The sequence below is a fragment of the Mesorhizobium sp. M2E.F.Ca.ET.219.01.1.1 genome (genome assembly GCF_004016445.2).
Taxonomy (GTDB): Bacteria; Pseudomonadota; Alphaproteobacteria; order Rhizobiales; family Rhizobiaceae; genus Mesorhizobium.
In genome coordinates this window covers 1,219,917-1,241,057 of sequence record NZ_SADT02000001.1, presented here as the reverse complement: position 1 = coordinate 1,241,057, position 21,141 = coordinate 1,219,917, and the positions used below count along the sequence as shown (strand labels likewise).

The following is a 21,141-nucleotide window of genomic DNA, read 5'->3' as shown; positions in this document are numbered from 1 at the left end:
ACGGCTAGGGTCCCAGATCCTCTGTCTCGATCCTGCGCCGGCCGTGCAGCACGCGCAGGATTTCGATCGCATCGCCGCCAATTCGATAAAACGTAAGATATTCCCCGACAACAACGTGGCGAATGCCCGGCAGGATGTCATCGCGTGGTGCGCCTGATCGTGGATGGAGAGTTAGCAAGTCCCATCGCCGCCGAAGAGTTTCCACAAAACGGATTGCGGCATTAGGATTGTGGGCGGCGATATAGTCGCCGATAACTTCGAGGTCGATCAGTGCCTGTGGAAGCAGGCGGTACTTCACTCATCAGCGCCTTTGGCTTCCGCCATCTTCGCATATCTGGCGCGCAATCGCTCCATTAAGGGGGGGCCGTCCAGCGCCGGTCCGCTATCGATCCCCTCCTGCACCATTTCCCGCAATTCCTCGACAGTGTAGCCGAGGAGGTCGCGGCGCTCCTTCCACTGCCTGAGCGCATCGCGGATCACCTCGCTCGCGGAAGCATATTCTCCGGCGGCGACCACATCGTCGACAGCCTGCGCCAGTTCCGGCGAAAGCGTGATGCTTCGTTTGTCGACCTGGCCCATGACGTGCTCCTATCCTTTCTTGGAAGGTACGATTTAATCGCACCGGCTTCAAGGATGCGTTTTGATCACGTCGAGGCGGCTGTTTCGCAGAAATGCTTGAATCGAAGGTCTCGCCCATCGGCGTAACCTCCTGATCCCGTTCAGCTATCGCGACGAGAAAAATGCCAGCTGGCCTGTAAGCCGGGTTCTGTATGGCCCTCGCCTTGCGGCGAGAACGTGGCGGCCATTCATCTTGGGCGCATGTTGCCATGCGCCTCACGCAACCTACCCGGACGGTGGGCCGGAAACAGCCCTCGAAGGTTTCCCTTCGCACCGCCCCTATTCGGTTTTGCTCCCGGTGGGGTTTGCCCTGCCGCTCCTGTTGCCAGTCGCGCGGTGGGCTCTTACCCCACCCTTTCACCCTTGCCGCGGCCGAAGCTTCGGCGGTTTGCTTTCTGTGGCACTTTCCCTGGGGTCGCCCCCGCCGGCCGTTAGCCGGCACCGTGTCTCCATGGAGCCCGGACTTTCCTCACCCGCAACCTTTCGGTTCCCGCGGGTGCGGCCGCCCGGCCAGCTGGCAAGCGCGTATAAAGGGATTCCCGCCTGAAAACGCAAACGAAAAAGCACTTAGTCCCGAATGCGCGGCGGTTTGGGGCAACGACCTGCATAAAGCGCGCGCGTTGCCCAAATCCGCCGCGTTAGCATCAGGCCGGCGAGCCCAGCGCCACCATCTGCACCTTCACCTTGCTGCAATAGGCGGCGGAGACAGGGTTCATCCGCGTCGCTCCGTGGCCGGCATTGTATTTCAGGATCGTGCCGCAGGTGGTGCCGCCGCCGAGGTCCCGCGCCATGGCGAGGTATTTCATGCCGTATTTGATGTTGGTGTCAGGATCGAACAATCCCTTGGCCGAACCGGTATAACCCATCATGCGGGCCGTCGCCGGCTTGATCTGCATCAGGCCGATCTCGCCGGCGCCGCCGACCATGTTCGGCCGGTAGTTGCTTTCGATCTTGATGACGGCCTTGGCCAGCGACACCGGCACGCCGTAGCTCGCGGCATAGCGGGCAATGATCGCCGAATATTGGCCGTCGCCCGTCGTTGAGGACGACAACGCGGGCTTCTCAGGGTGGATGGAAGCTGTCGCGGTCAGGTCGATAGTCTGCCTGTTGCGCTTCGAATTGCGCCTTGCCGTTCTTTTCGCCGCTTTGGCTGCGGCGACCTTCTCCACTTTGGTCGAGGTGGTTCTCTCGACCCTTGAACCCTTGGCGGTCGGGCTTGCCTTCGGTGCCGCGGGCGCGGCGGCGAAGCCGTTGTCTGCCCGCAAGCTCAGAGGGGCACTGTTCGCTGGATTTAAGGCAAGAGTCATCACTCCGGCAGCAACGGCTGCCGCTACAACGGTCAATCTTTGCATGTAGTCCTGTTCTGTTAGAGCTGCGCGAAGAACTTCGCGCAGTTGGGTCAACTCAACATCGGGTGTCTTGGGGGGATAGACGCCCGACAACTTGCGGGATGGGCATTTGCAGTCGGAATTGGCGGCAATGAAGGCGGCGCAATTCACTTTGAGTGACAGATTGTAATTTAAGGATCCCGGCGCGACTATTTGATGGTGGTTGCCTTTACGGAAGCCAGGAGCCGTTCCAGCGTGCGGATCGTCGAATTGTCCGCCACGCCATCCACCAGTCGCCGCCGGAAATGCCGCTGGAACGCCGCCACCACGATTTCCGTCTGCCGATCACAGACACCCGATATCTCGGCGCCATAGCCGTAGAGCGCCAGCATCGACTGCAGTGCTTCAACGTCGGCTCCGGCATCCCCGGCCTTCAGCGCGGCGCCCGCCTTTATCGGCGCCGCCGGCACGAGGTGGCCGACACCGGCCGCGAACAGCGCCTTCCAGGGGAATTTCTCGCCCGGATCGACCTTGCGGCCCGGCGCCACGTCCGAATGTGCGAGCACCCTTACAGCGGGAATGGAATGGCGCCCCGCGATACCCGCGCACAACTCGATCACGGCGCCGATCTGCCGCCGCGGGAAGGCCTTGTAGCCCAGCGTGTGCCCGGGATTGACGATCTCGATGCCGACCGAGCAGGAGTTGATGTCGGTTCGCCCGAGCCAGGAACTCTTGCCGGCATGCCAGGCGCGATCGCTCTCGCGCACCATTTGCACGATACGGCCATCCTCGTGAACGAGGTAATGCGAGGACACCTCGCTTGCCGGATCGCATAGCCACGCCTCGGCGCCGGCGCCGCTTGCCATGCCGGTATAGTGCAGCACGATCATGTCGGGCCTCAGCGTCTCGCGGCGCGGGCCGAAATTCGGCGAGACCCGGACCTCCGCACCTGGCTGGTCGGGCAGAAAACCGCTCATGCGTGCCTGAGGCCCCGCTCGATCATCTCATAGGCGGCATTGATCGCGGCGACCCTGGTCGTGGCGATCTTGATGAATTCCTGTGGCAGGCCGCGCGCGATCAACCTGTCCGGGTGATTGTCGGAGATCAGCTTGCGATAGCGTTTCCTGATCTCCTCGAACGGCTTGCCACGTTCGATGCCCAGAACGACGTAAGGATCGGCGGCGCCGAGATTGACGTGCCGCGACAGGATCGCCTCGTAATGCGCCTCGTCGATGCGAAAAATCTCGGCGATCCGATGCAGGAACTGGCCTTCCCGCTCATGGATGAGCCCATCCGCCTTGGCGATGTGGAACAATCCGTCGAGGATGTCTTCCAGCATCATGCAGTTGGCATGGCCGGAGCCGCAGAGCTGCGCCATGCGCTGGGCATAGGTCTCGAACCCAGCGACATCCTTCTTGGCGATGTCGTAAAGCCGCGCCACGTTGCGCGTCTCGCTCGGCGGCACTTCGAAGATTTCCTGGAAGGCGCGCACCTCGTCCTGGGTGACGATGCCGTCGGCCTTGGCCATCTTGGCCGACAGCGCGATCATCGCCACCGAGAAGGCCACGCGCCGGCGCAGGTCCGGATCGCCGGAAAACACGGTGCGCACGGCTTCGACGACATCCGCGACGCCCGAGGACGCCGACGACGAAACACGAGCGATGAAGTCGCCAAGGCGGTCCCAAATCGACATGCCGGCTTCATAGAGCGAACCGGGCGGTTCTATCAAGCCTGGACATTGCCGCAGGTGATCGGCGAGCTTCGGGATCGATGGGGCAAAAGGAAGGCCGGCATTGCCGGCCTTCCCTGAATCTATCGGTCGGCTCTTACTGCGCAGGCGCGGCAGGAGCCGGATTTGTTGCCGGAGCCGGTTCAGCGGGCTTCGAAGCGTCGGGCGAGGCCGGCTTCATCGGCTGCTCGTTGGCCGGCGGATTGGTGCTCTGGGTGGTGGTCTTATCGGTGCCACTGTCGCTGCACGCCGCGACCCCCAGCAGGGCGAGCGCCGATAAAGACGCCAGAATGAGCTTCTTCATGGTATCTCTCCTTCAACAGAACGCTCACGTTTCGGTGAGCGATCGCAGGGGAAATGCATCAGCAGGCTCGCCGGTTTCGTAACGTTGCATTTCGATGTGTAACATCAACTTGCAATTGCTGGCGCCGAAATCCCGAACTAACAGAACATGCGCTCGAAGACACAGTGGATAAGCAGAATGCCGGTAGCCGCGGAAACACAGAAATGGGATTTTTGGATCGACCGCGGCGGCACCTTCACCGACATCATCGGCCGTGATCCGCAAGGCCGGCTGCACCCTCGAAAACTCTTGTCCGAGAATCCCGAGGCTTATGCGGACGCTGCCATCCAGGGCATCCGCGACCTGTTGGGTTTGAAAGCCGGCGATGCCATTTCCGCCGACGCGATCGGCGACGTCAAAATGGGTACGACCGTTGCCACCAATGCACTGCTCGAACGCAAGGGCGACCGCGTGCTGCTGCTGATCAGCAAGGGTTTTCGCGACGCATTGCGCATCGCCTATCAGGCGAGACCAGACATCTTCGCCAAGGAGATCATCCTGCCCGAGCAACTCTACGAGCGGGTGATCGAGGTCGATGAACGCGTGCGCGCCGACGGCGGCGTCGAACGTCTGCTCGACATCGCAGCCTGCCGCCCGGCGATCGAACAGGCGAAGGCCGACGGTATCGAAGCGGTCGCCATCGTCTTCATGCATGCCTGGAAATACCCCGATCACGAAAAAGCCGTGGCAAAAGTCTGCCGCAAGATCGGCTTCAGCCAGATTTCGGTCTCCCACGAGGTCTCGCCGCTCATCAAGCTGGTCGGCCGCGGCGATACCACAGTGGTGGACGCTTATCTGTCGCCGATCCTGTCTCGCTATGTGCAACGTGTGGCGGGAGAGCTGGGCGCCGGCCCGCGCCTGATGTTCATGATGTCCTCGGGCGGCCTGACCGCCGCCGACATGTTCCAGGGCAAGGACGCGCTGCTGTCCGGCCCGGCCGGCGGCGTCGTCGGCATGGTCGAGACGGCGAAGCTCGCCGGCTTCGACAAGGTCATCGGCTTCGATATGGGCGGCACCTCGACCGACGTTGCCCATTACGACGGCGACTATGAGCGCGCCTTCGACACCGAGGTCGCCGGCGTGCGCATCCGCGCGCCGATGATGCGCATCCACACCGTCGCCGCCGGCGGTGGCTCGATCCTCCATTATGAAGCCAGCCGCTTCCGCGTCGGCCCGGATTCCGCCGGCGCCAATCCCGGCCCGGCAGCCTACCGGCGCGGCGGGCCGCTCGCCGTCACCGACGCCAATGTCATGCTCGGCAAATTGCAGCCCGATTTCTTCCCGGCGATTTTCGGCGCCGGCCAGGACCAGCTGCTCGACGCCGGCATGGTTCGCGAGAAATTCGCAGCACTTGCCGCTCAGATCGGCGACGGCCGCTCGCCCGAGGCGGTCGCCGAGGGCTTTGTCACCATCGCCGTCGAGAACATGGCCAACGCCATCAAGAAGATCTCGGTACAGCGCGGCTACGACGTCACGGAATATCTCTTGAATTGCTTCGGCGGCGCCGGCGGCCAGCATGCCTGCCTGGTTGCCGATGCGCTGGGCATGGAAGCCGTGCTCATCCACCCCTTTTCGGGGCTGCTTTCGGCTTACGGCATCGGCCTGTCGTCGGTCTTCGCCTCGCGCCAGCAGGGTCTGCTGCAGCCGCTCGCCGAGGAATCCCGATCGGCGATCGAGGCTCTCATCGCGACCTTGCGTGGCGACGTCATCGGCGAACTCGGCGAGCAAGGCATTGCCGAGGACGTCGTTTCAACGAGGCCTGTCCTGCACATCCGCTATGACGGCACCGACACGGCGCTGCCGGTGAATTTCGAACACGGCTCGATCTTCCGCGCCAAGAGCGACTTCGAGGCTGCGCACAAGGCGCAGTTCGGATTCGTCTATGACGACAAGCCGATCGTCGTCGAAACCGTCGCCGTCGAAGGCATGGAAGCCGCTCGACAGGACAGGGCTGAAGCCTCCGCCCCTACCGAGCTGGCAGGAGTAGAGCCCAAGCCTTCGGAAAGCCGGCGCATCTATACCGAAGGCCGCTGGCACGAGGCCGGCGTCTACCGCCGTGAAAACCTGCGGCCATCCAACACGGTCGCCGGCCCCGCGCTGATCATCGAGCCGAACCAGACCATCGTCGTCGAGCCCGGCTGGCGCGCCGAAATCACCAGTCTCGACCACGTCGTGATCCGCCGCACGGAAAGAAAGGCACGTGCCGCGGCACTCGGCACCGAGGCCGATCCGGTGATGCTGGAGGTCTTCAACAATCTCTTCATGTCGATCGCCGAGCAGATGGGCGTGACGCTGCAGAACACCGCCTATTCGGTGAACATCAAGGAACGGCTCGATTTCTCCTGCGCCGTGTTCGACCGCCATGGCGCGCTGGTCGCCAACGCGCCGCACATGCCCGTGCATCTGGGCTCGATGGACCGTTCCGTCGAAACCATCATCCGCCTGAATTCCGGCGATATTCATCCGGGCGACGTCTTCGCGCTCAACGCGCCCTACAATGGCGGTACGCATCTGCCCGACATCACGGTGGTGACGCCTGTCTTTGACGATGCGCTGAACGAGATCCTGTTCTGGGCGGCCTCGCGCGGCCATCACGCCGATGTCGGCGGCACCGCGCCCGGCTCGATGACGCCGCTTGCGACAACGGTCGATGAGGAAGGCGTGCTGTTCGACAATTTCCGCATCGTCGATCGCGGACGCTTCCGCGAGAAGGAGCTGGAGACGCTGCTTACCGACCATCCCTACCCCGCGCGCAACCCAACTCAGAACATCGCCGACCTCAAGGCGCAGATCGCCGCCAACGAAAAGGGCGTGGCGGAACTGCGCAAGATGGTCGCGCATTTCGGCCTCGATGTCGTCGAGGCCTATATGGGCCATGTCCAGGACAACGCCGCCGAGAGCGTGCGCCGCGTGATAGAGCGGCTTCCCGACAGCGCGGCGTACGAATATCCCACCGACACCGGTCAGGTGATCAGGGTGAAGATCACCGTCGACCGGAAAAAGCGCGAGGCGACCGTCGATTTCACCGGCACCTCGCCTGTCATGAAGAACAATTTCAACGCGCCGGAGCCGGTCGCCCGCGCCGCCGTGCTCTACGCTTTCCGCGTCATGGTCGAGGACATGATCCCTATGAATGCCGGCTGCCTCAGGCCGATCAACATCGTCATCCCCGACGGCTCGATGCTGAAGCCCGCCTACCCTGCCGCTGTCGTCGCCGGTAATGTCGAGACCTCCCAGCATGTCACCAATGCGCTGTTCGGCGCGATGGGCGCCATGGGCAATGCGCAAGGCACGATGAACAACCTCACCTTCGGCAACAAGAAATACCAGTATTACGAGACGATCTGCTCCGGCTCGCCGGCCGGCCGGATGAATTCGGGCCGCGGCTTTGCCGGCACCTCCGGCGTCCACACCCATATGACCAACTCGCGCCTTACCGATCCGGAGGTGCTGGAACTGCGCTTCCCCGTCGTGCTGGAAGACTTCCACATCCGTGAAAACTCCGGCGGCAAGGGCAAGTGGAATGCCGGCGACGGCACTAGGCGCACCGTCCGCTTCCTCGAAAAGATGGAATGCGCAATCCTGTCCTCGCACCGCAACCGGCCCCCCCAGGGCCTCGACGGCGGCGGCGACGGCGAGGCCGGCTCGACCAAAGTCAGGCGCAATGACGGATCGGTCGACGTCCTGAAGGCCTGCGACCAGACCACGCTCGACGCCGGTGAAGCGGTCATCGTCACCACGCCGACGCCCGGTGGATTCGGAAAGGCTTAAGAATTCGTGACGGCCTCCCGTCAACAAGCTGTCACCTGCCTGTCATGACGCTGCGCTACCCGCTTGCGCCAACGCAAACGGGGAATCACCTTTCCATGTCGGACGTATCCGGAGAACTCGTTTACCGTCGAGGCAAGGAAGTCGGAAAGGCCGTCTACCAGAACCGGGCATTGTCGAAGGACGGCATTTCCGAGCGGCTCTTCGCCTTCCTGTTCTCCGGCCTGGTCTATCCGCAGATCTGGGAAGACCCGGATGTCGACATGGAGGCCATGCAGCTGGGCGCCGGTCACCGTGTCGTCACGATCGCCTCGGGTGGCTGCAACATTCTGGCCTACCTGACCCGCTCGCCGGCCAGGATAGACGCCGTCGATCTCAATGCCGCGCATATCGCGCTGAACCGCATGAAGCTGGAAGCGGTGCGCCATCTGCCGTCGCAGGGTGACCTGTTCCGCTTCTTCGGCGCCGCCGACACCAGCCACAATTCGGATGCCTATGATCGCTTCATCGCGCCGCATCTCGATGCGGTGAGCCGACACTACTGGGAGCGCCGCAACTGGCGCGGCCGCCGCCGCATCTCGGTCTTCGACCGCAACTTCTACCAGACCGGCCTGCTCGGCCTCTTCATCGCCATGGGTCATCGCGTCGGCAAGCTGTTCGGTGTCGACCCGGCCGGGATCATGGAGGCTGAGAACATCGGCGAGCAGCGCCGCTTCTTCAACGAGGAACTGGCGCCCGTCTTCGACAAGAAGCTGCTGCGCTGGGCGACGTCGCGCAAGGCTTCGCTGTTCGGCCTCGGCATCCCGCCGGCGCAGTACGATTCGCTGATCACCTCCGGCGACGGCTCGATGGCGAGCGTCTTGAAGGCACGGCTGGAAAAGCTCGCCTGCGACTTCCCGCTCAAGAACAATTATTTCGCCTGGCAGGCCTTCGCCCGCCGTTATCCTCAACCCGGCGAGGCAGCGCTGCCCGCCTATCTGGAACAGCGCAATTACAAGACGATCCGCGACAACATCGACCGCGTCGCCATCCATCACGCCAACCTGATCAAGTTCCTGGCCGCCAAGGACGCGGGCACCGTCGACCGCTTTGTCCTGCTCGACGCGCAGGACTGGATGACCGACGACCTGCTCAACGCGCTCTGGACCGAGATCACCCGCACGGCTTCCGTGGGTGCTCGCGTCATCTTCCGCACCGCGGCAGAACCCAGCCTGCTGCCTGGCCGGGTTTCCGGCTCGCTGCTCGACCAGTGGGCGTATGAGGCCGACGCCTCGCGCGAATTCTCGGCCATGGACCGCTCGGCGATCTATGGCGGCTTCCACCTTTACGTGAAGCGCGCCGCATGAGCACGACGGAGCTGCCGGCCAGCCATGCCGAACTGATGGACGGCGTCTATCGCTGGCAGCGCCACATCTACGACCTGACCCGCAAATACTATTTGCTCGGCCGCGACCGCCTGATCGACGGGTTGGACGTGCCGCAAGGCGGCACTGTGCTGGAACTCGGCTGCGGCACCGGCCGCAACATCGTGCTTGCCGCCCGCCGCTACCCGAACGCCCGCTTCTTCGGTCTCGACATCTCGGCCGAGATGCTGGAGACGGCGTACGCGGCCGTCGCTCGCGACGGCCTGTCCGGCAAGGTCAATCTTGCGCGCGGGGACGCCACCGATTTCGACGCCAAGGCACTCTTCGGAGTCGAGCGCTTCGACCGCGTCTTCGTCTCCTATTCGCTGTCGATGATCCCCGGTTGGGAAAAGACCGTCTCGGCCGCGCTTGCCGTGCTCGCCCCCGGCGGCTCGCTGCACGTGGTCGATTTCGGCCAGCAGGAAGGCCTGCCGCGCTGGTTCCGATCCCTCCTGCGCGGCTGGCTGCGCAAATTCCATGTTTCGCCGCGCGCCTCGCTGCGCGATGTGCTGGAATCGGAATCGCAGCGCGCCGGCACGACCTTCCGGTTCAGAACGCTTTATCGCGGCTATGCATATCTCGGCGTGATCGGATCTTCCAAATAGCAGGCGCTACTAATGCAGCTCCTTGACCAGCGCGCCGACCATCGCTTGCGGACGATAGCCGAGCTTGGCCGGCGTCAGTCCAAGCCGCACCACCACCAGCTGCTCCGAGGGAATGATCGCCACCGTCTGGCCGTCATGGCCCTCCATCCAAACTGTGTCCTTGGGCAGGCCGGCGGCGGCGCCCGCGCCGGGCTTTTCCTCATCGCCTGGTCCCTCGATCCATAGCTGACCCCTGCCGTAGACCTTCGAGGCCGGCGCAGGCTCGCGCATCCAGTCGACGAAACCGGTGGGCAGGATCTGGTTGCCGTTCCAGACGCCGCCCTGCACCAGGAACTGGCCGAAGCGTGCCCAGTCATGCGCCGTTGCATAGAGATAGGACGAGCCGACGAAGGTGCCCTGCTCGTCGGTTTCGAGCACCGCGCTATGCATGCCGAGCGGCTCGAACAGCGCGGTGCGCGGCCAGGCCAGCGCCTTGGCCTTGTCGCCGATCGCATCCTGCCACAGCCGCGACAGCATCACCGCCGTGCCGCTCGAATAGGAAAACACTTTTCCCACCTCGCCGGTCAGCGATTGGGCCGCGGCGAAACCAGCCATATCCGGCTCGAGATAGAGCATGCGCGTGACGTCGGCGACATCGCCATAATCCTCGTTGAACGCCAGCCCGCTCGACATCGCCATCATGTCGGCAAGGCTTATGGCGGCGCGGCCGTCGGCCTTCCACGCCTTGAATAGACCCTTGTTGTCGATGGCGATCTTGCCGTCCTTGACCAGCGTGCCAACGATCGCGGCATTCACCGTCTTGGTCATCGACCAGCCGAGCAGCGGCGTCTTCGCCGAAAAGCCGTCGCCATAACGCTCCGCGACGACGCGGCCGTTCTTCACCACCACGATGGCGCGCATGCCGGTGCCAGCCATCGCGGCATCGTCGACGATTTTCGCGACCTCGGGATTTTGCGAGGCATCCACGCGCTCGCCATCGGGCCAGAGCGCGTCCGCCTGCGCTGGCGTGGAGGCCGCCCCGCGCAGCGAGGTCTGCCGCGCCTTGCCGGTATCGCCGTCGGGAACCGAGGCACAGCCGACGCCATCGCGTTCCACCGCGACGCTCTTCCCCAGCACCCACAGCAGGCCGGCGGAGACAAGTCCCCTCTCCTTGTCGACGGAGACTTTCATCAGCCTGAGCAGCGGATGGCCGGGCGCCTGCACATCGACGGCCAGAACCTGGTTGGCGTCGCGGCCGGCAATGAAGACGTTCGAGCAGACGATCTTGGCCGAATAGCCGGAGCCGACCCGGATCAGTTCCGGCGGCGCGAAATAGAACCAGGCGAAGAGCGCGACCACCGCCAGGATCACGAGGCCAAGCAGCCACTTGATGAACTTCACCACAGCCCGCATCTTTTCCGCCTTTGGATTCGCCGGCTCGATTTATGTCATCGATTTGCCGCCATTGCTCCCGCAAAATCATCGGTGTCGTCGAGCATCGTCAATGGATTATCAACCATGTTCGGCGATCAACGATGGAGACGGATGATCTCGTGGGGCGATCCATCCGGCAGGGGGGCGCAGATTAGCGACCACCATCGTTAAAGGACCCATCAGCGGCCGGCTGAACCCGGCTCGGGGAATATCATGCGCCGTCTTGCGGCCATCCTGATGCTGACGCTGCTGGGCGCCTGCTCGACCGTCGACGATCTTTCGCCGTTGTCGCCATCGTCGCAGACGGTTGCCGTGCGCGCGCCCAAATTCGAGGATTCCAAGCCGCACGAATGGGACAGCGGCGCGCCGTGGAACTACGCCATCCACGGCACGGATGTCTCCAAATACCAGACCTCGGTCGACTGGCCCGCGGCCAGGGCCAGCGGCATCTCCTTCGCCTTCATCAAGGCGACGGAAGGCGGCGACCGCTTCGACGACTATTTCAACGAGCACTGGACGCGCACGAAGGCTGCCGGAATTCCGCGCGCCGCCTATCATTTCTTCTATTTCTGCACGCCGGCCGAGACCCAGGCGCGCTGGTTCATCGCCAATGTCCCGAGAGACCCGTCGGCCATGCCGCCGGTGCTCGACATGGAATGGAACCCCAAATCGCCGACCTGCAGGCTGCGCCCCGATCCAGCCACCGTGCGCAGCGAAATGACCGTCTTCCTCCAAATGGTCGAGCGCTATTACGGCAAGAAGCCGATCATCTACACCTCGCTCGACTTCTTCGACGACAACCAACTGGCGACCTTCCGCGGCTATCCGTACTGGCTGCGCTCGGTCGCAGGCCACCCGCGTGAGAAATACGGCAGCCATCCCTTCACCTTCTGGCAGTACACCGGCACCGGCATTGTGCCCGGCATGACCGGGAAGTCCGACATCAACGTCTTCAACGGCTCGGAAGCCGCCTGGAAGAAGTGGCTGCGGCAGAACACCCGTTGACATCGGCCTTCCCGCCTGCTTTTCGACACGGCGGGCGGCGAAACATGCAACCGCTGGTAATCCGGAGCGGCGCACTCGTGCGAGTGCCCGGCGTCTCCTGAGCTTTGAAATCCCCGCATGCGCCTGTCCGAGCCCGTTCCGGGGTCACGATGGGGCCATGCGCTGGTCTCGAAAGGAAAGCGATGCGATTGCGCGTTGAAATCCTGGCGGCGCTGTTTGTCGGCGTGTTTGCATTGCCCGCCGCGGCACAGGACTGCGGCGGCGATTTCGAGGCCTGGAAACAGGGCGTAGCGGCCGAAGCCAAGGCGGCCGGCGTCGGCGCCGTAGGGCTCGACGCGCTGGAGGACGCCACGATTGACGAACGGGCGCTGGCGCGCGACCGCGCCCAGGGCGTCTTCACCCAGACTTTCACCGAATTCTCCAACCGGATGATCTCGGCCTACCGCCTGAAGCAGGGCGCGGCCAACCTGAAGAAATATGCCGAAATCTTCGACCGCGCCGACAAGCAGTTCGGCGTCCAGCCGGCCGTCATCACCGCCTTCTGGGGGTTGGAGACCGACTTCGGCGCCGTGCAGGGCGACTTCCATACGCTGAATGCGCTGGTCACGCTTTCGCATGACTGCCGGCGCCCGCAGCTCTTCCGTCAGCAATTGGTGCCTCTTTTGACGCTCATCGACCGCGGCGTGCTGCCGGCCGACGTCAAGGGCGCTTGGGCCGGCGAGATCGGCCAGACGCAGATCCTGCCGACCGACTATCTGGCGCATGGCGTCGATGGCGACGGCGACGGCAAGGTCGACCTCAGGAACAGCGTGCCCGACGTCATCATGACGACCGCTAGCAAGATCCAGTCGCGCGGCTGGAAGCGCGACCAGCCCTGGGTCCAGGAAGTGCGCGTCCCCGACGAAATGCCATGGGACCAGACCGGCCGCGCCAACAAGCTGCCGCTGTCACAATGGGCTGAGTGGGGTGTCACCGAACCCAACGGCAACCCGCTCATCGACAATGGTCTGAAAGCCGGCCTAGCGCTGCCGATGGGCCGCAAGGGTCCGGCCTTCCTCACCTATGACAATTTCGACGTCTATCTGGAATGGAACCAGTCCTTCACCTATGCGCTCACCGCGGCGGTCATGGCGACGCGGTTTGCCGGCGCGCCGCAATTCGACCCGCGCACGCCCGAGCAGGGCCTGAGCGGCGACCAGATGAAGGCGCTGCAGACCAAGCTCGAAGCCAAGGGCTACGACGTCGGCACGGTCGATGGCATCCTCGGCACCAACACGCGCGAAGCGATCCGCAAGGAGCAGATGCGGCTTGGCCTGCCGGTAGATGGCTGGCCGACGCCGGAGCTGCTGGCCAAGCTGTAAGAAGAGCGAATAACCAGTAGTGAGTAGTGAGGGCGTGTCGGAGACAACGCTCCCTACTCCCTACTCTTCCTCAGTACGAAATCTATGAATGCGCGCAACGCTGGCGGCACATGCCGCCGGCTTGGATGATAAAGATAAAAACCCGGAAAGCTCGGCGACCACGTTTCGAGAAATCGGACTAACCGGCCTTGCTCGATCCATGGCTGGACTTGATAGTCGATCATGTAGGCCACGCCCGCTCCCCCGAGCGCCGCGTTGAGCATCAGTTCCGTGTCGTTCACAACAAGGCTGCCCTGGACGGCGATTTCCAGCGAGCGCCTGCCGCGAGAGAACTCTCACCGGTAGATATTACCACCGCCCGGCCATTGGAAATTGATGCAGCGATGCTGGTGCAAATCCTGCGGGTGGCGTGGAATTGAACGCCCTTCGAGATAGGCCGGAGCGGCAACCGCTGCCATTTGCAGTTCGTCGCTGAGTTTGACCGCGACCATGTCCTGTTCCAGCCGTTCGCCGAGCCGGATACCGGCATCGAATCGACCTTCGACGATATCGGTCAGCACCTCGTCGACGATGACCGTCAGAGCGATATCGGGATAAGCGACCTGGAAATCGCCAAGGATTGGTGCGACAAACCGCATCGCCGCGACGCGCGGGACATTGATACGGAGCGCGCCCGCAGGCTGATCGCGCCCGGCCTGGACTTCAGCAAGGGCGCCCTCCAGCTCGCCGAACACCAGCGCGAGTCGGGCAAACAGGGTTTCGCCGGCTGCGGTTGGCGAGACGCTGCGCGTGGTGCGATTGAGCAACCTGGCGCCGAGACGCGCCTCCAACCGACGGATCGTCTGGCTGAGTGCGGGCGGCGACACCCGCAGCCGCGCGGCGGCGCTAACGAAGCTGCCCTCTTCGACGATTGCCGAAAATGCCTTCAACTCAGCGAATTCAGAGCCGCGCATTGTGTATCCTGCGATTAATAGACCAGTCAGATAGTAGGTCATTATCCAATCGATTGCAGGTCGCTATTTCTCACCCAACGGCCACGCTACGGACAACCGGCGAAGGTGAAGGAAATCGATCATGTCTCAATCACTGCAAGGCAAAACCGCAATTGTAACCGGCAGCTCGCGCGGCATTGGCCGCGCCATCGCCGAAGGACTCGCAGCCAAGGGCGCGGCCGTCGTCGTCAACTATGTCGGCAACAACAAGGCGGCGGATGAGGTGGTGGCCGCCATCACCGACAAAGGCGGCAAGGCGGTTGCCATACAAGCCGACATTTCCGTTCTCGCCGATGTTCGCCGCCTCTTCGACGAGACCGAGCGCCGGCTGGGCAAGATCGACATCGTGGTCGCCAATGTCGGCGTCGCCGTCATCAAGCCGCTCATTGAAGCGACCGAGGCCGATTTCGACCTGGTCTTCGGCACCAACGCCAGAGGGACGTTCTTCACGCTTCAAGAGGCGGCCAAACGTGTCCGCGACGGTGGTCGCATCATCGCCGTCTCGACCGGCGGCACCAAGATGTTCTTCACCCAGACGGCGCTTTATCTCGGCAGCAAGGGCGCGGTCGAACAGTTCGTGCTCTCGCGCGAGTTGGGACCGCGAGGCGTCACCGTGAACGCGCTGTCGCCAGGCTTCACCGATACCGATCTGTTGCCGGAGCGCGATCGCGCCGTGGCCGCCGGCATGTCGCCGTTCGGCCGGATCGGTGCCCCGCGCGACGTTGCCGATGTCGCCGTCTTCCTGGCCAGCGATGAAGCGCGCTGGCTGACCGGCGAAAACATCCAGGCCGGCGGTGGCGTGGCGTAAAGGATAGGCAGTAGGCAGTAGGCAGTAGGCAGTAGGCAGTAGGCAGTAGAAAAATACCGAGGCGATATTCAAAGGGATAGGGATAATTAACGCTCTCTTCTTTCTACCTCCTACTGCCTACTTCCTAATCCGCCATCGTCTCCAAACTCGCGAACCCCTGCGGCGCGTCGCCCTCGTCGAACGGCGTCGTCACTTCCACGAAGGTGTCGGGGAAGAAACCGTTGAAGCGGGTTCTCAGCGACAGTGAGTAGGCGCCGATATGGCCGATCTCGATCCAGTCGCCGGTGTCGACCGTTTCCGGCAGCCAGAATGGCCTGGACAGGATGTCGACGGAATCGCAGGTTGCGCCGCAGACCTTGAACGGCACGATGTTTTTTTCCGCGCCATTGCGCGTGCGGATCGCCGGATCCGGGATGAATCGGGCCGGCAACGTGATCTTGCCGGTCCATGAATCCGACAGCGATGCCCAGATGCCGTCATTGATGTAGAGCCGCTTGCCCTTGCGCAGCAGCACCCGCACGATCAGCGATAGGCAGCGCGCCACGATCACGCGGCCGGGCTCCGCCACCAGCGGCATCTGGTCGAACTGGTACTCCTTCAGGTCGCCGGCAAGCCGCGACATCAGCTGGCCGAGCGACGGCATCTCGACCAGCTTGCGGTTCGGATCGTGGCCGTATTCAGCGGGGAAGCCGCCGCCGACATCGAGCCCGGCGATGTCGAAGGTCAGGCGGTTGCGCACCCAGTCGGCCGAAGCGAGCGCTCGCTCATAGGTGTCGGGATCCTCGATCTGGCTGCCGACATGGAAGCAGAGCCCCACTTTGTAGCCGGTGCGGTTGAGGCGCTCGGCAAGCTCGACCGCGTTGGCCGGCCCGGCGCCGAATTTCTTCGACAATTCGTAAGCCGCATGACCCTTGGTCTGGATGCGCACGAAGACGGTGATGGCGCCCGGGTCGATATCGAGCGCCCGCACCACGCGCGTCAGCTTGGTGATCTCGTCCTCATGGTCGAGCGAGATCACCCGGATGCCGTATTTCTCCAGCGCCAGCTTGATGTCCGACTGCGCCTTGACCGGGTGCATGTAGAGCATCTCGGCATCCGCCGAGACCGCGCGCACGGCGGCGAACTCTCCCGGCGAGGCGACGTCGAAAGTGCTGACGCCGGCTTCCACCAGCGTCCTCAGCACGATCTGCTCGCCATTGGTCTTCACCGCATAAGCGGTCTTGCCGGGAAACATGCCCATGAACTGCAGCGCATCCGCCTTCAGCACCTGCGGGCGAAAACAGTAGACCGGATCGTCGGGACGAAGCGCCAGTGCCGCGTCACGGGCATTTTCGAATCGCTGCATGGACGAATCCTCAGGTCTGGAGCGCGCACAATTAATCCTAGCTAGCCGCCAAAGAAAACAGTTCTGTGTCTGGCGACCCGGAGCGGCCGGCTGCACATTTTGCCAACGCTAAACCACCAGTCAGGTTTCGGGTGGCCCTTGCCTGCGAACGCATTATCGGTTGGTGAGGTGTGAAGGCTGAGATTGCGATCAGCCTGGGGAGGAAAGACATGTCGATTACGGCCGCCGCCGCGCCAACGCGCGGACCGATGACGCTCAAGGATTGGGCGCAGCTTCTCCTGCTCGGCGCGATCTGGGGCGGCTCGTTCTTCTTTGCCCGCATTGCCGTGGCAGAGATCCATCCTCTGGCGCTGGTGCTGTTCCGCGTCGCCATCGCAGCGGCAGCACTCCAGCTCTATCTGGCGATCCGCGGCCCATCCTTTCGTCTCGCCTTCCCGCATGCCGGCCTGTTCTTCCTGCTGGCGCTCACCAACAATGTCGTGCCCTTCTCGCTGATCTTCGCCGGCCAGACTGAGCTCGGCGCCGGCGTCGCCTCGGTGCTCAACGCCACGACGCCGTTCTGGACGCTGGTGCTCGCCAATGCGCTCACAACCGACGAGAAGCTGTCCTGGAACAAGCTGGCCGGCATCGCGCTTGGCGTAGCCGGCACCGCGGTGATGATCGGCCCGGGCCTGCTTGCCGGGCTGGGCGGGCCGGTCTGGGCCAAGTTCGCGCTGATCGGCGCCTCGGTGTCCTATGCGATCGCCTTGATGATCGCGCGCCGCTTCAAGGGCGTGCCCTCGCCGGTCATCGCAACCGGGCAACTGACCGCCTCGACCATCATCATGATCCCTATCGTGCTCATTGCCTATGGGCCGACGGGCTTGTTCTCGGCCTCGCCGCCGGTCTGGGCCGCGGTGCTGGGGCTGGCGCTGCTGTCCACCGCCTTCGCGTATATCCTGTATTTCAACCTCGTCGCCTCGGCCGGCGCCACCAATGCCTCGCTGGTCACCTTGATCGTGCCGGTCAGCGCGGTTCTGCTCGGCTTTCTCTTCCTTGGCGAACGGCTTGCGCTGTTCGAAATCTGTGGCATGGCGCTGATCGGACTCGGCTTGATCACCATCGACGGACGGCTGTTCGGCCGATGGTAGCGGTGTCATGCCACATCACCGCCACAATTTATTCACAACCGCGGAGCCGGCTTTTGCCGAAGAGTTTCAACGGCTAACGGCAAATTCGAAGTCGCAAATTCCACAATCATGTCGCAATGCAGCACGTTTTCCGCTTGCCTGTGGCACAAATGACCCTAGACTCCTGCCATAGCTCTGAAGAGGAGGCTATGGCATGGGACTGACGAGGCCAATCAACGCTTTGATGATTTGTGCCGCATTCGCATTCATCGGTGCCCTTATCATAGGCGTTCTTCCCTGACCCGCCAAAGCCGGGAAGACCAGCACCGAGAGTAGTCCAACAGTTCGAAAAGGCCGGGTTCTAAGCCGGCCTTTTCCATCACAGCCTGACCTCGCTCGCAGCCTGCCTCATGCCGCGGCCGAACCAGCCGCCGCCTCCGCCTCATGCGAACGGATGCCGATCATGTGGCAGACGGCAAAGACGAGGTCGGCACGGTTCATCGTGTAGAAATGGAAGTCGCCGACGCCGCGCTCGACAAGGTCGAGCACCTGCTCGGCCGCCACGGCCGAGGCGACCAGCGCATGCGTCTGCGGGTCGTTCTCCAGCCCCTCGAAACGCTCGGCCAGCCATGCCGGCACCAGCGCCCCGCAGCGCGACGAGAAATTGGCGACCTGCGTGAAATTATGCACCGGCAGGATGCCGGGCACGATCGGGATGTAGATGCCGGCGCGGCGCGCCCGCTCGACATAGCGCTCATAAAGGTCGTTGTCGAAGAAGAACTGGGTGATCGCCCGCGTCGCGCCATTGTCGACCTTGCGCTTCAGCATGTCGATGTCGGTGGCGAAATCCGGGCTCTCCGGATGCTTTTCCGGATAGGCCGAGACCGAGATGTCGAAATCGCCGACGCTCTTCAGCGCGCCGACCAGTTCGGCGCCGTTGGCGTAGCCGTCCGGATGCGGCCTGTAGACGGTCCCGACGCCTGCGGCCGGATCGCCGCGCAGCGCGACGAAACGGGTGACGCCAAAGTCGACGAATTCCCGGATGACGGCGTCGACCTGGTCACGCGCCGCGTCGACGCAGGTCATATGCGCCGCCGGCGTCAGCGACGTCTCGTTGAGGATGCGCTTGACCGTGCGCGCCGTGCGCTCGCGGGTCGAGCCGCCGGCGCCATAGGTCACGGAGACGAATTTCGGCTTGAGCGGCTCCAGCCGGGTGACCGTATCCCACAACCTTGCTTCCATCTCGTCATTCTTCGGCGGGAAGAACTCGAACGACACCCGGACCTTGTCGCCGATGTCGGGGCGGCGGGAAAAGCGGAACTGGTTCATCAGGCTGTTTCCCTCACTGGCAAGGAATCGTTGGACGGATCGGCGATCTGCAGGCGGCGGTCGCGGCCGAGCCAGAGTTTTACGGTGAGCCTTGCCTCATTGCCGCCGCGCGGCTCGAATTCCTGGCTGTCCTCCAGGTCGAGGCCGGCCTCGGCGAACCAGTCGGACATCTGCCTGTCGGAGAAGCCGAGCCGCATATGGGCGTGCTGGTCGCGCAGGAACTCGAGATTATGCGGCGCGAAGTCGACGACGATCAGCCGGCCCGAGGGGCGCAGCAGCCGCGCCGCTTCGGCGATGGCCCGCGCCGGATCGTCGAGATAATGCAGCACCTGGTGGATGGTGACGAGATCGAAGGCATTGCGCTCGACCGGCGGTGAGAAAATGTCGCCCTGGCGAACCTGCGCATTGGCGATGCCGGCCTTGTCGAGATTGGCGCGCGCCACCGTCAGCATCTCGCGCGACATGTCGATGCCGACGCCGCGCCGGTAGAGCGGCGCGAAGATTTCGAGCAGCCTGCCCGTGCCGGTGCCGAGGTCGAGCATCGATTGGAACGGCCGCTTGCCGACGAGCTTGATGAGTGCGGCTTCCACCGCGCGGTCCGGCGCATGCAGCGAGCGGATACGATCCCAGCTTGCGGCGTTCTCGGAGAAATATTCGGCGGCCCGGTCCTGCCGCTTGCGCTTCACCGCCGCCAACCGCTCCAGATCGCGCACCACCTGCGGGTCGCTTTCGCTGATGCCTGAGACGAGGCGCTGCACGAAATCGCGCGAATTATCCGTATCGGTCAGCCGGAAGAAGGCCCAGGACCCTTCCTGGTAGCGGCCGATCAGCCCGGCATCGAGCAGCAGCTTCAGATGGCGCGAGACGCGGGGCTGCGACTGTCCGAGGATCTCGGTGAGATCAGAGACAGTGAGATCGCCCCGCGACAGCAGCACAAGGATGCGCAGCCGGCTGGATTCGGCCGCCGCCTTCAATGTATCTACCATTGTATCGAGCGAGACATGCATGAGCGGGCTCTCGTTGAAAGATATAAAGATATGTTTATGTCGATTTTGAAACCCTGGCAAGCGCTATGTCGCTTCCGGACAAGAAAATGGCGCAGCCGTGATCCGCGCCTGGCAGACGGTTCTTGCGCGGAGTGAAGAGGATGTTCGAGATGCGCGAAGGTGAAACGCTGCTTGCAGCCGATCCGGCGGGGTTGGGGCCGGACGGCCATGTCGTCTTTATCGGCCGCATCGTCTCGCCCTGGATCAGTCGCGAGGACTGCCCCAAGAACATGCGCGCCGCCCGCGAATCCGGGCGAACCGCGGAAGTTCTGATCGACCAACCCTATCGCCCGGGCCTGCAAAACCTGGAACGCACCAGCCACGTCGTCATCCTGTCCTGGCTGCATCACGCGCCGCGCAATCTGATCGTGCAAAAGCCGCGCCATGCATCTGAACCGAAAGGCGTTTTCTCGCTGCGCTCCCCTGCCCGGCCGAACCCCGTCGGCCTGCATGTGGCGAAGCTGGTCGCGCTCGACATCGAGGCCGGCCGGATCGAGATCGACGCCATCGACGTGCTCGACGCCACGCCGGTTATCGACATCAAGCCCTACTACGCTTCGACCGATGCCTTCCCCGAAGCAACCATCGTCGGGCGCGACGACAAATGAGCGCTCCCACCGGCCGCCGCCGCGCCATCGCCAAGGCGCTGACCGCGCTTTTGCCGCTTGCGCCTTATGCCGACATGGAAAAGATTCGCGCCGACGCCGGTTCCGTGCACATGAAGACTCTGCCGCCGACGATCGCGGTGTGGCTTGCAACCATCGCCCATGTCCGTCACGCTCATACCGACTATGAAAAGCTGCTAGCCGAAGGCTACGACCGGGATTCGGCGCGTTTCTTCGTCATCGAACAGACCAATGTGGTGCTCACCCGCTGGCGCGCGACACGGTTGCTGGAGGAAGACGACGAGGACGAATGAGGCCAAGCAGCGCTGCCTGC

The 21,141-nt window shown here is 63.5% G+C and carries 19 protein-coding genes, 1 other RNA gene and 1 pseudogene; 9 read left to right on the top strand and 12 right to left on the bottom strand.

Annotated elements, in window-relative coordinates:
• Positions 1-4 precede the first annotated feature (4 nt).
• From EN862_RS05825 to EN862_RS05795, 7 genes are all read right to left on the bottom strand, one after another.
• The gene (locus EN862_RS05825) at positions 5-298 is read right to left on the bottom strand and encodes a type II toxin-antitoxin system RelE/ParE family toxin (RefSeq protein WP_127863222.1); all 294 of its coding nucleotides are present in this window, start codon (positions 296-298) and stop codon (positions 5-7) included.
• Complete coding sequence (locus tag EN862_RS05820; protein WP_127863221.1) at positions 295-579, bottom strand: type II toxin-antitoxin system ParD family antitoxin; 285 nt, start codon at positions 577-579, stop codon at positions 295-297. The genes EN862_RS05825 and EN862_RS05820 overlap by 4 nt, the downstream gene beginning before the upstream one ends.
• A 160-nt stretch (positions 580-739) precedes the next feature.
• An RNA gene (gene rnpB / locus EN862_RS05815) (RNase P RNA component class A) lies at positions 740-1,136 on the bottom strand.
• A gap of 126 nt (positions 1,137-1,262) precedes the next feature.
• Positions 1,263-1,970, bottom strand: coding sequence for a transglycosylase SLT domain-containing protein (locus tag EN862_RS05810; RefSeq protein WP_127863220.1), 708 nt, complete (start codon positions 1,968-1,970; stop codon positions 1,263-1,265).
• Between the two features lie 185 nt (positions 1,971-2,155).
• A complete protein-coding gene (locus tag EN862_RS05805) occupies positions 2,156-2,923 on the bottom strand; it encodes an N-acetylmuramoyl-L-alanine amidase (protein WP_127863219.1) in 768 nt (255 codons plus the stop codon).
• A complete protein-coding gene (locus tag EN862_RS05800) occupies positions 2,920-3,639 on the bottom strand; it encodes a DnaJ family molecular chaperone (protein WP_127863218.1) in 720 nt (239 codons plus the stop codon). Before EN862_RS05800 ends, EN862_RS05805 begins: the two co-directional genes overlap by 4 nt.
• 133 nt (positions 3,640-3,772) lie before the next feature.
• The gene (locus EN862_RS05795) at positions 3,773-3,979 is read right to left on the bottom strand and encodes a hypothetical protein (protein WP_127863217.1); all 207 of its coding nucleotides are present in this window, start codon (positions 3,977-3,979) and stop codon (positions 3,773-3,775) included.
• 177 nt (positions 3,980-4,156) lie between these two features.
• Between EN862_RS05795 and EN862_RS05790 the strand changes: the two genes are divergently transcribed.
• From EN862_RS05790 to EN862_RS05780, 3 genes are read left to right on the top strand one after another with little or no spacing between them, the layout of a single operon-like run.
• Positions 4,157-7,789, top strand: coding sequence for a hydantoinase B/oxoprolinase family protein (locus tag EN862_RS05790; protein WP_127863216.1), 3,633 nt, complete (start codon positions 4,157-4,159; stop codon positions 7,787-7,789).
• Between the two features lie 44 nt (positions 7,790-7,833).
• On the top strand, positions 7,834-9,132 hold the full coding sequence (locus tag EN862_RS05785) for a DUF3419 family protein (protein WP_127863215.1): 1,299 nt from the start codon (positions 7,834-7,836) through the stop codon (positions 9,130-9,132).
• A complete protein-coding gene (locus EN862_RS05780) occupies positions 9,129-9,794 on the top strand; it encodes a class I SAM-dependent methyltransferase (protein WP_127863214.1) in 666 nt (221 codons plus the stop codon). The genes EN862_RS05785 and EN862_RS05780 overlap by 4 nt, the downstream gene beginning before the upstream one ends.
• A gap of 9 nt (positions 9,795-9,803) precedes the next feature.
• On the opposite strand, the gene EN862_RS05775 is transcribed toward EN862_RS05780, so the two are convergent.
• On the bottom strand, positions 9,804-11,186 hold the full coding sequence (locus tag EN862_RS05775) for a serine hydrolase (RefSeq protein ID WP_127863213.1): 1,383 nt from the start codon (positions 11,184-11,186) through the stop codon (positions 9,804-9,806).
• A gap of 234 nt (positions 11,187-11,420) precedes the next feature.
• Here EN862_RS05775 and EN862_RS05770 point away from each other — a divergent pair, with 234 nt between their 5' ends.
• Both EN862_RS05770 and EN862_RS05765 read left to right on the top strand, forming a co-directional pair.
• A complete protein-coding gene (locus tag EN862_RS05770) occupies positions 11,421-12,212 on the top strand; it encodes a GH25 family lysozyme (protein WP_127863212.1) in 792 nt (263 codons plus the stop codon).
• 182 nt (positions 12,213-12,394) lie between these two features.
• Positions 12,395-13,573 carry a lytic murein transglycosylase gene (locus EN862_RS05765; protein ID WP_127863211.1) on the top strand — a complete coding sequence of 393 codons (1,179 nt, stop codon included), beginning with the start codon at positions 12,395-12,397 and terminating at the stop codon, positions 13,571-13,573.
• 53 nt (positions 13,574-13,626) lie between these two features.
• Here EN862_RS05765 and EN862_RS05760 read toward each other — a convergent pair.
• Positions 13,627-14,526, bottom strand: a pseudogene (locus EN862_RS05760) (LysR family transcriptional regulator).
• A 121-nt stretch (positions 14,527-14,647) separates the two neighbouring features.
• Between EN862_RS05760 and EN862_RS05755 the strand changes: the two are divergent.
• The gene (locus EN862_RS05755; RefSeq protein WP_127863210.1) at positions 14,648-15,373 is read left to right on the top strand and encodes an SDR family oxidoreductase; all 726 of its coding nucleotides are present in this window, start codon (positions 14,648-14,650) and stop codon (positions 15,371-15,373) included.
• A gap of 124 nt (positions 15,374-15,497) precedes the next feature.
• Here EN862_RS05755 and EN862_RS05750 read toward each other — a convergent pair whose 3' ends face one another.
• On the bottom strand, positions 15,498-16,718 hold the full coding sequence (locus EN862_RS05750) for an alanine racemase (RefSeq protein WP_127863209.1): 1,221 nt from the start codon (positions 16,716-16,718) through the stop codon (positions 15,498-15,500).
• A 209-nt stretch (positions 16,719-16,927) separates the two neighbouring features.
• On the opposite strand from EN862_RS05750, the gene EN862_RS05745 reads away from it, so the two are divergent.
• Positions 16,928-17,848 (top strand): DMT family transporter, encoded by a 921-nt coding sequence (locus EN862_RS05745; protein WP_127863208.1) that lies wholly within the window; start codon positions 16,928-16,930, stop codon positions 17,846-17,848.
• A 387-nt stretch (positions 17,849-18,235) separates the two neighbouring features.
• Here EN862_RS05745 and metF read toward each other — a convergent pair whose 3' ends face one another.
• Complete coding sequence (gene metF, locus EN862_RS05740) at positions 18,236-19,156, bottom strand: methylenetetrahydrofolate reductase [NAD(P)H] (RefSeq protein ID WP_127863207.1); 921 nt, start codon at positions 19,154-19,156, stop codon at positions 18,236-18,238.
• Positions 19,156-20,163, bottom strand: coding sequence for a metalloregulator ArsR/SmtB family transcription factor (locus tag EN862_RS05735; RefSeq protein ID WP_127863206.1), 1,008 nt, complete (start codon positions 20,161-20,163; stop codon positions 19,156-19,158). Before EN862_RS05735 ends, metF begins: the two co-directional genes overlap by 1 nt.
• A gap of 140 nt (positions 20,164-20,303) precedes the next feature.
• Here EN862_RS05735 and tsaA point away from each other — a divergent pair, with 140 nt between their 5' ends.
• Together tsaA and EN862_RS05725 are read left to right on the top strand one after the other, a co-directional pair.
• A complete protein-coding gene (tsaA, locus tag EN862_RS05730; protein WP_127863205.1) occupies positions 20,304-20,810 on the top strand; it encodes a tRNA (N6-threonylcarbamoyladenosine(37)-N6)-methyltransferase TrmO in 507 nt (168 codons plus the stop codon).
• The gene (locus EN862_RS05725; protein WP_040988087.1) at positions 20,807-21,121 is read left to right on the top strand and encodes a DUF2293 domain-containing protein; all 315 of its coding nucleotides are present in this window, start codon (positions 20,807-20,809) and stop codon (positions 21,119-21,121) included. The genes tsaA and EN862_RS05725 overlap by 4 nt, the downstream gene beginning before the upstream one ends.
• Positions 21,122-21,141: the final 20 nt, after the last annotated feature.

Bases quoted from the DNA above. Each gene is read 5' to 3' on its own strand.
- EN862_RS05780 (WP_127863214.1), top strand. From the start codon at position 9,129: ATGAGCACGACGGAGCTGCCGGCCAGCCATGCCGAACTGATGGACGGC.
- EN862_RS05810 (WP_127863220.1), bottom strand. From the start codon at position 1,970: ATGCAAAGATTGACCGTTGTAGCGGCAGCCGTTGCTGCCGGAGTGATG.
- EN862_RS05765 (WP_127863211.1), top strand. From the start codon at position 12,395: ATGCGATTGCGCGTTGAAATCCTGGCGGCGCTGTTTGTCGGCGTGTTT.
- tsaA (WP_127863205.1), top strand. From the start codon at position 20,304: ATGTTCGAGATGCGCGAAGGTGAAACGCTGCTTGCAGCCGATCCGGCG.
- EN862_RS05755 (WP_127863210.1), top strand. From the start codon at position 14,648: ATGTCTCAATCACTGCAAGGCAAAACCGCAATTGTAACCGGCAGCTCG.
- metF (WP_127863207.1), bottom strand. From the start codon at position 19,156: ATGAACCAGTTCCGCTTTTCCCGCCGCCCCGACATCGGCGACAAGGTC.
- EN862_RS05800 (WP_127863218.1), bottom strand. From the start codon at position 3,639: ATGTCGATTTGGGACCGCCTTGGCGACTTCATCGCTCGTGTTTCGTCG.
- EN862_RS05750 (WP_127863209.1), bottom strand. From the start codon at position 16,718: ATGCAGCGATTCGAAAATGCCCGTGACGCGGCACTGGCGCTTCGTCCC.
- EN862_RS05795 (WP_127863217.1), bottom strand. From the start codon at position 3,979: ATGAAGAAGCTCATTCTGGCGTCTTTATCGGCGCTCGCCCTGCTGGGG.
- EN862_RS05785 (WP_127863215.1), top strand. From the start codon at position 7,834: ATGACGCTGCGCTACCCGCTTGCGCCAACGCAAACGGGGAATCACCTT.
- EN862_RS05770 (WP_127863212.1), top strand. From the start codon at position 11,421: ATGCGCCGTCTTGCGGCCATCCTGATGCTGACGCTGCTGGGCGCCTGC.
- EN862_RS05820 (WP_127863221.1), bottom strand. From the start codon at position 579: ATGGGCCAGGTCGACAAACGAAGCATCACGCTTTCGCCGGAACTGGCG.
- EN862_RS05775 (WP_127863213.1), bottom strand. From the start codon at position 11,186: ATGCGGGCTGTGGTGAAGTTCATCAAGTGGCTGCTTGGCCTCGTGATC.
- EN862_RS05735 (WP_127863206.1), bottom strand. From the start codon at position 20,163: ATGCATGTCTCGCTCGATACAATGGTAGATACATTGAAGGCGGCGGCC.
- EN862_RS05790 (WP_127863216.1), top strand. From the start codon at position 4,157: ATGCCGGTAGCCGCGGAAACACAGAAATGGGATTTTTGGATCGACCGC.
- EN862_RS05805 (WP_127863219.1), bottom strand. From the start codon at position 2,923: ATGAGCGGTTTTCTGCCCGACCAGCCAGGTGCGGAGGTCCGGGTCTCG.
- EN862_RS05745 (WP_127863208.1), top strand. From the start codon at position 16,928: ATGTCGATTACGGCCGCCGCCGCGCCAACGCGCGGACCGATGACGCTC.
- EN862_RS05725 (WP_040988087.1), top strand. From the start codon at position 20,807: ATGAGCGCTCCCACCGGCCGCCGCCGCGCCATCGCCAAGGCGCTGACC.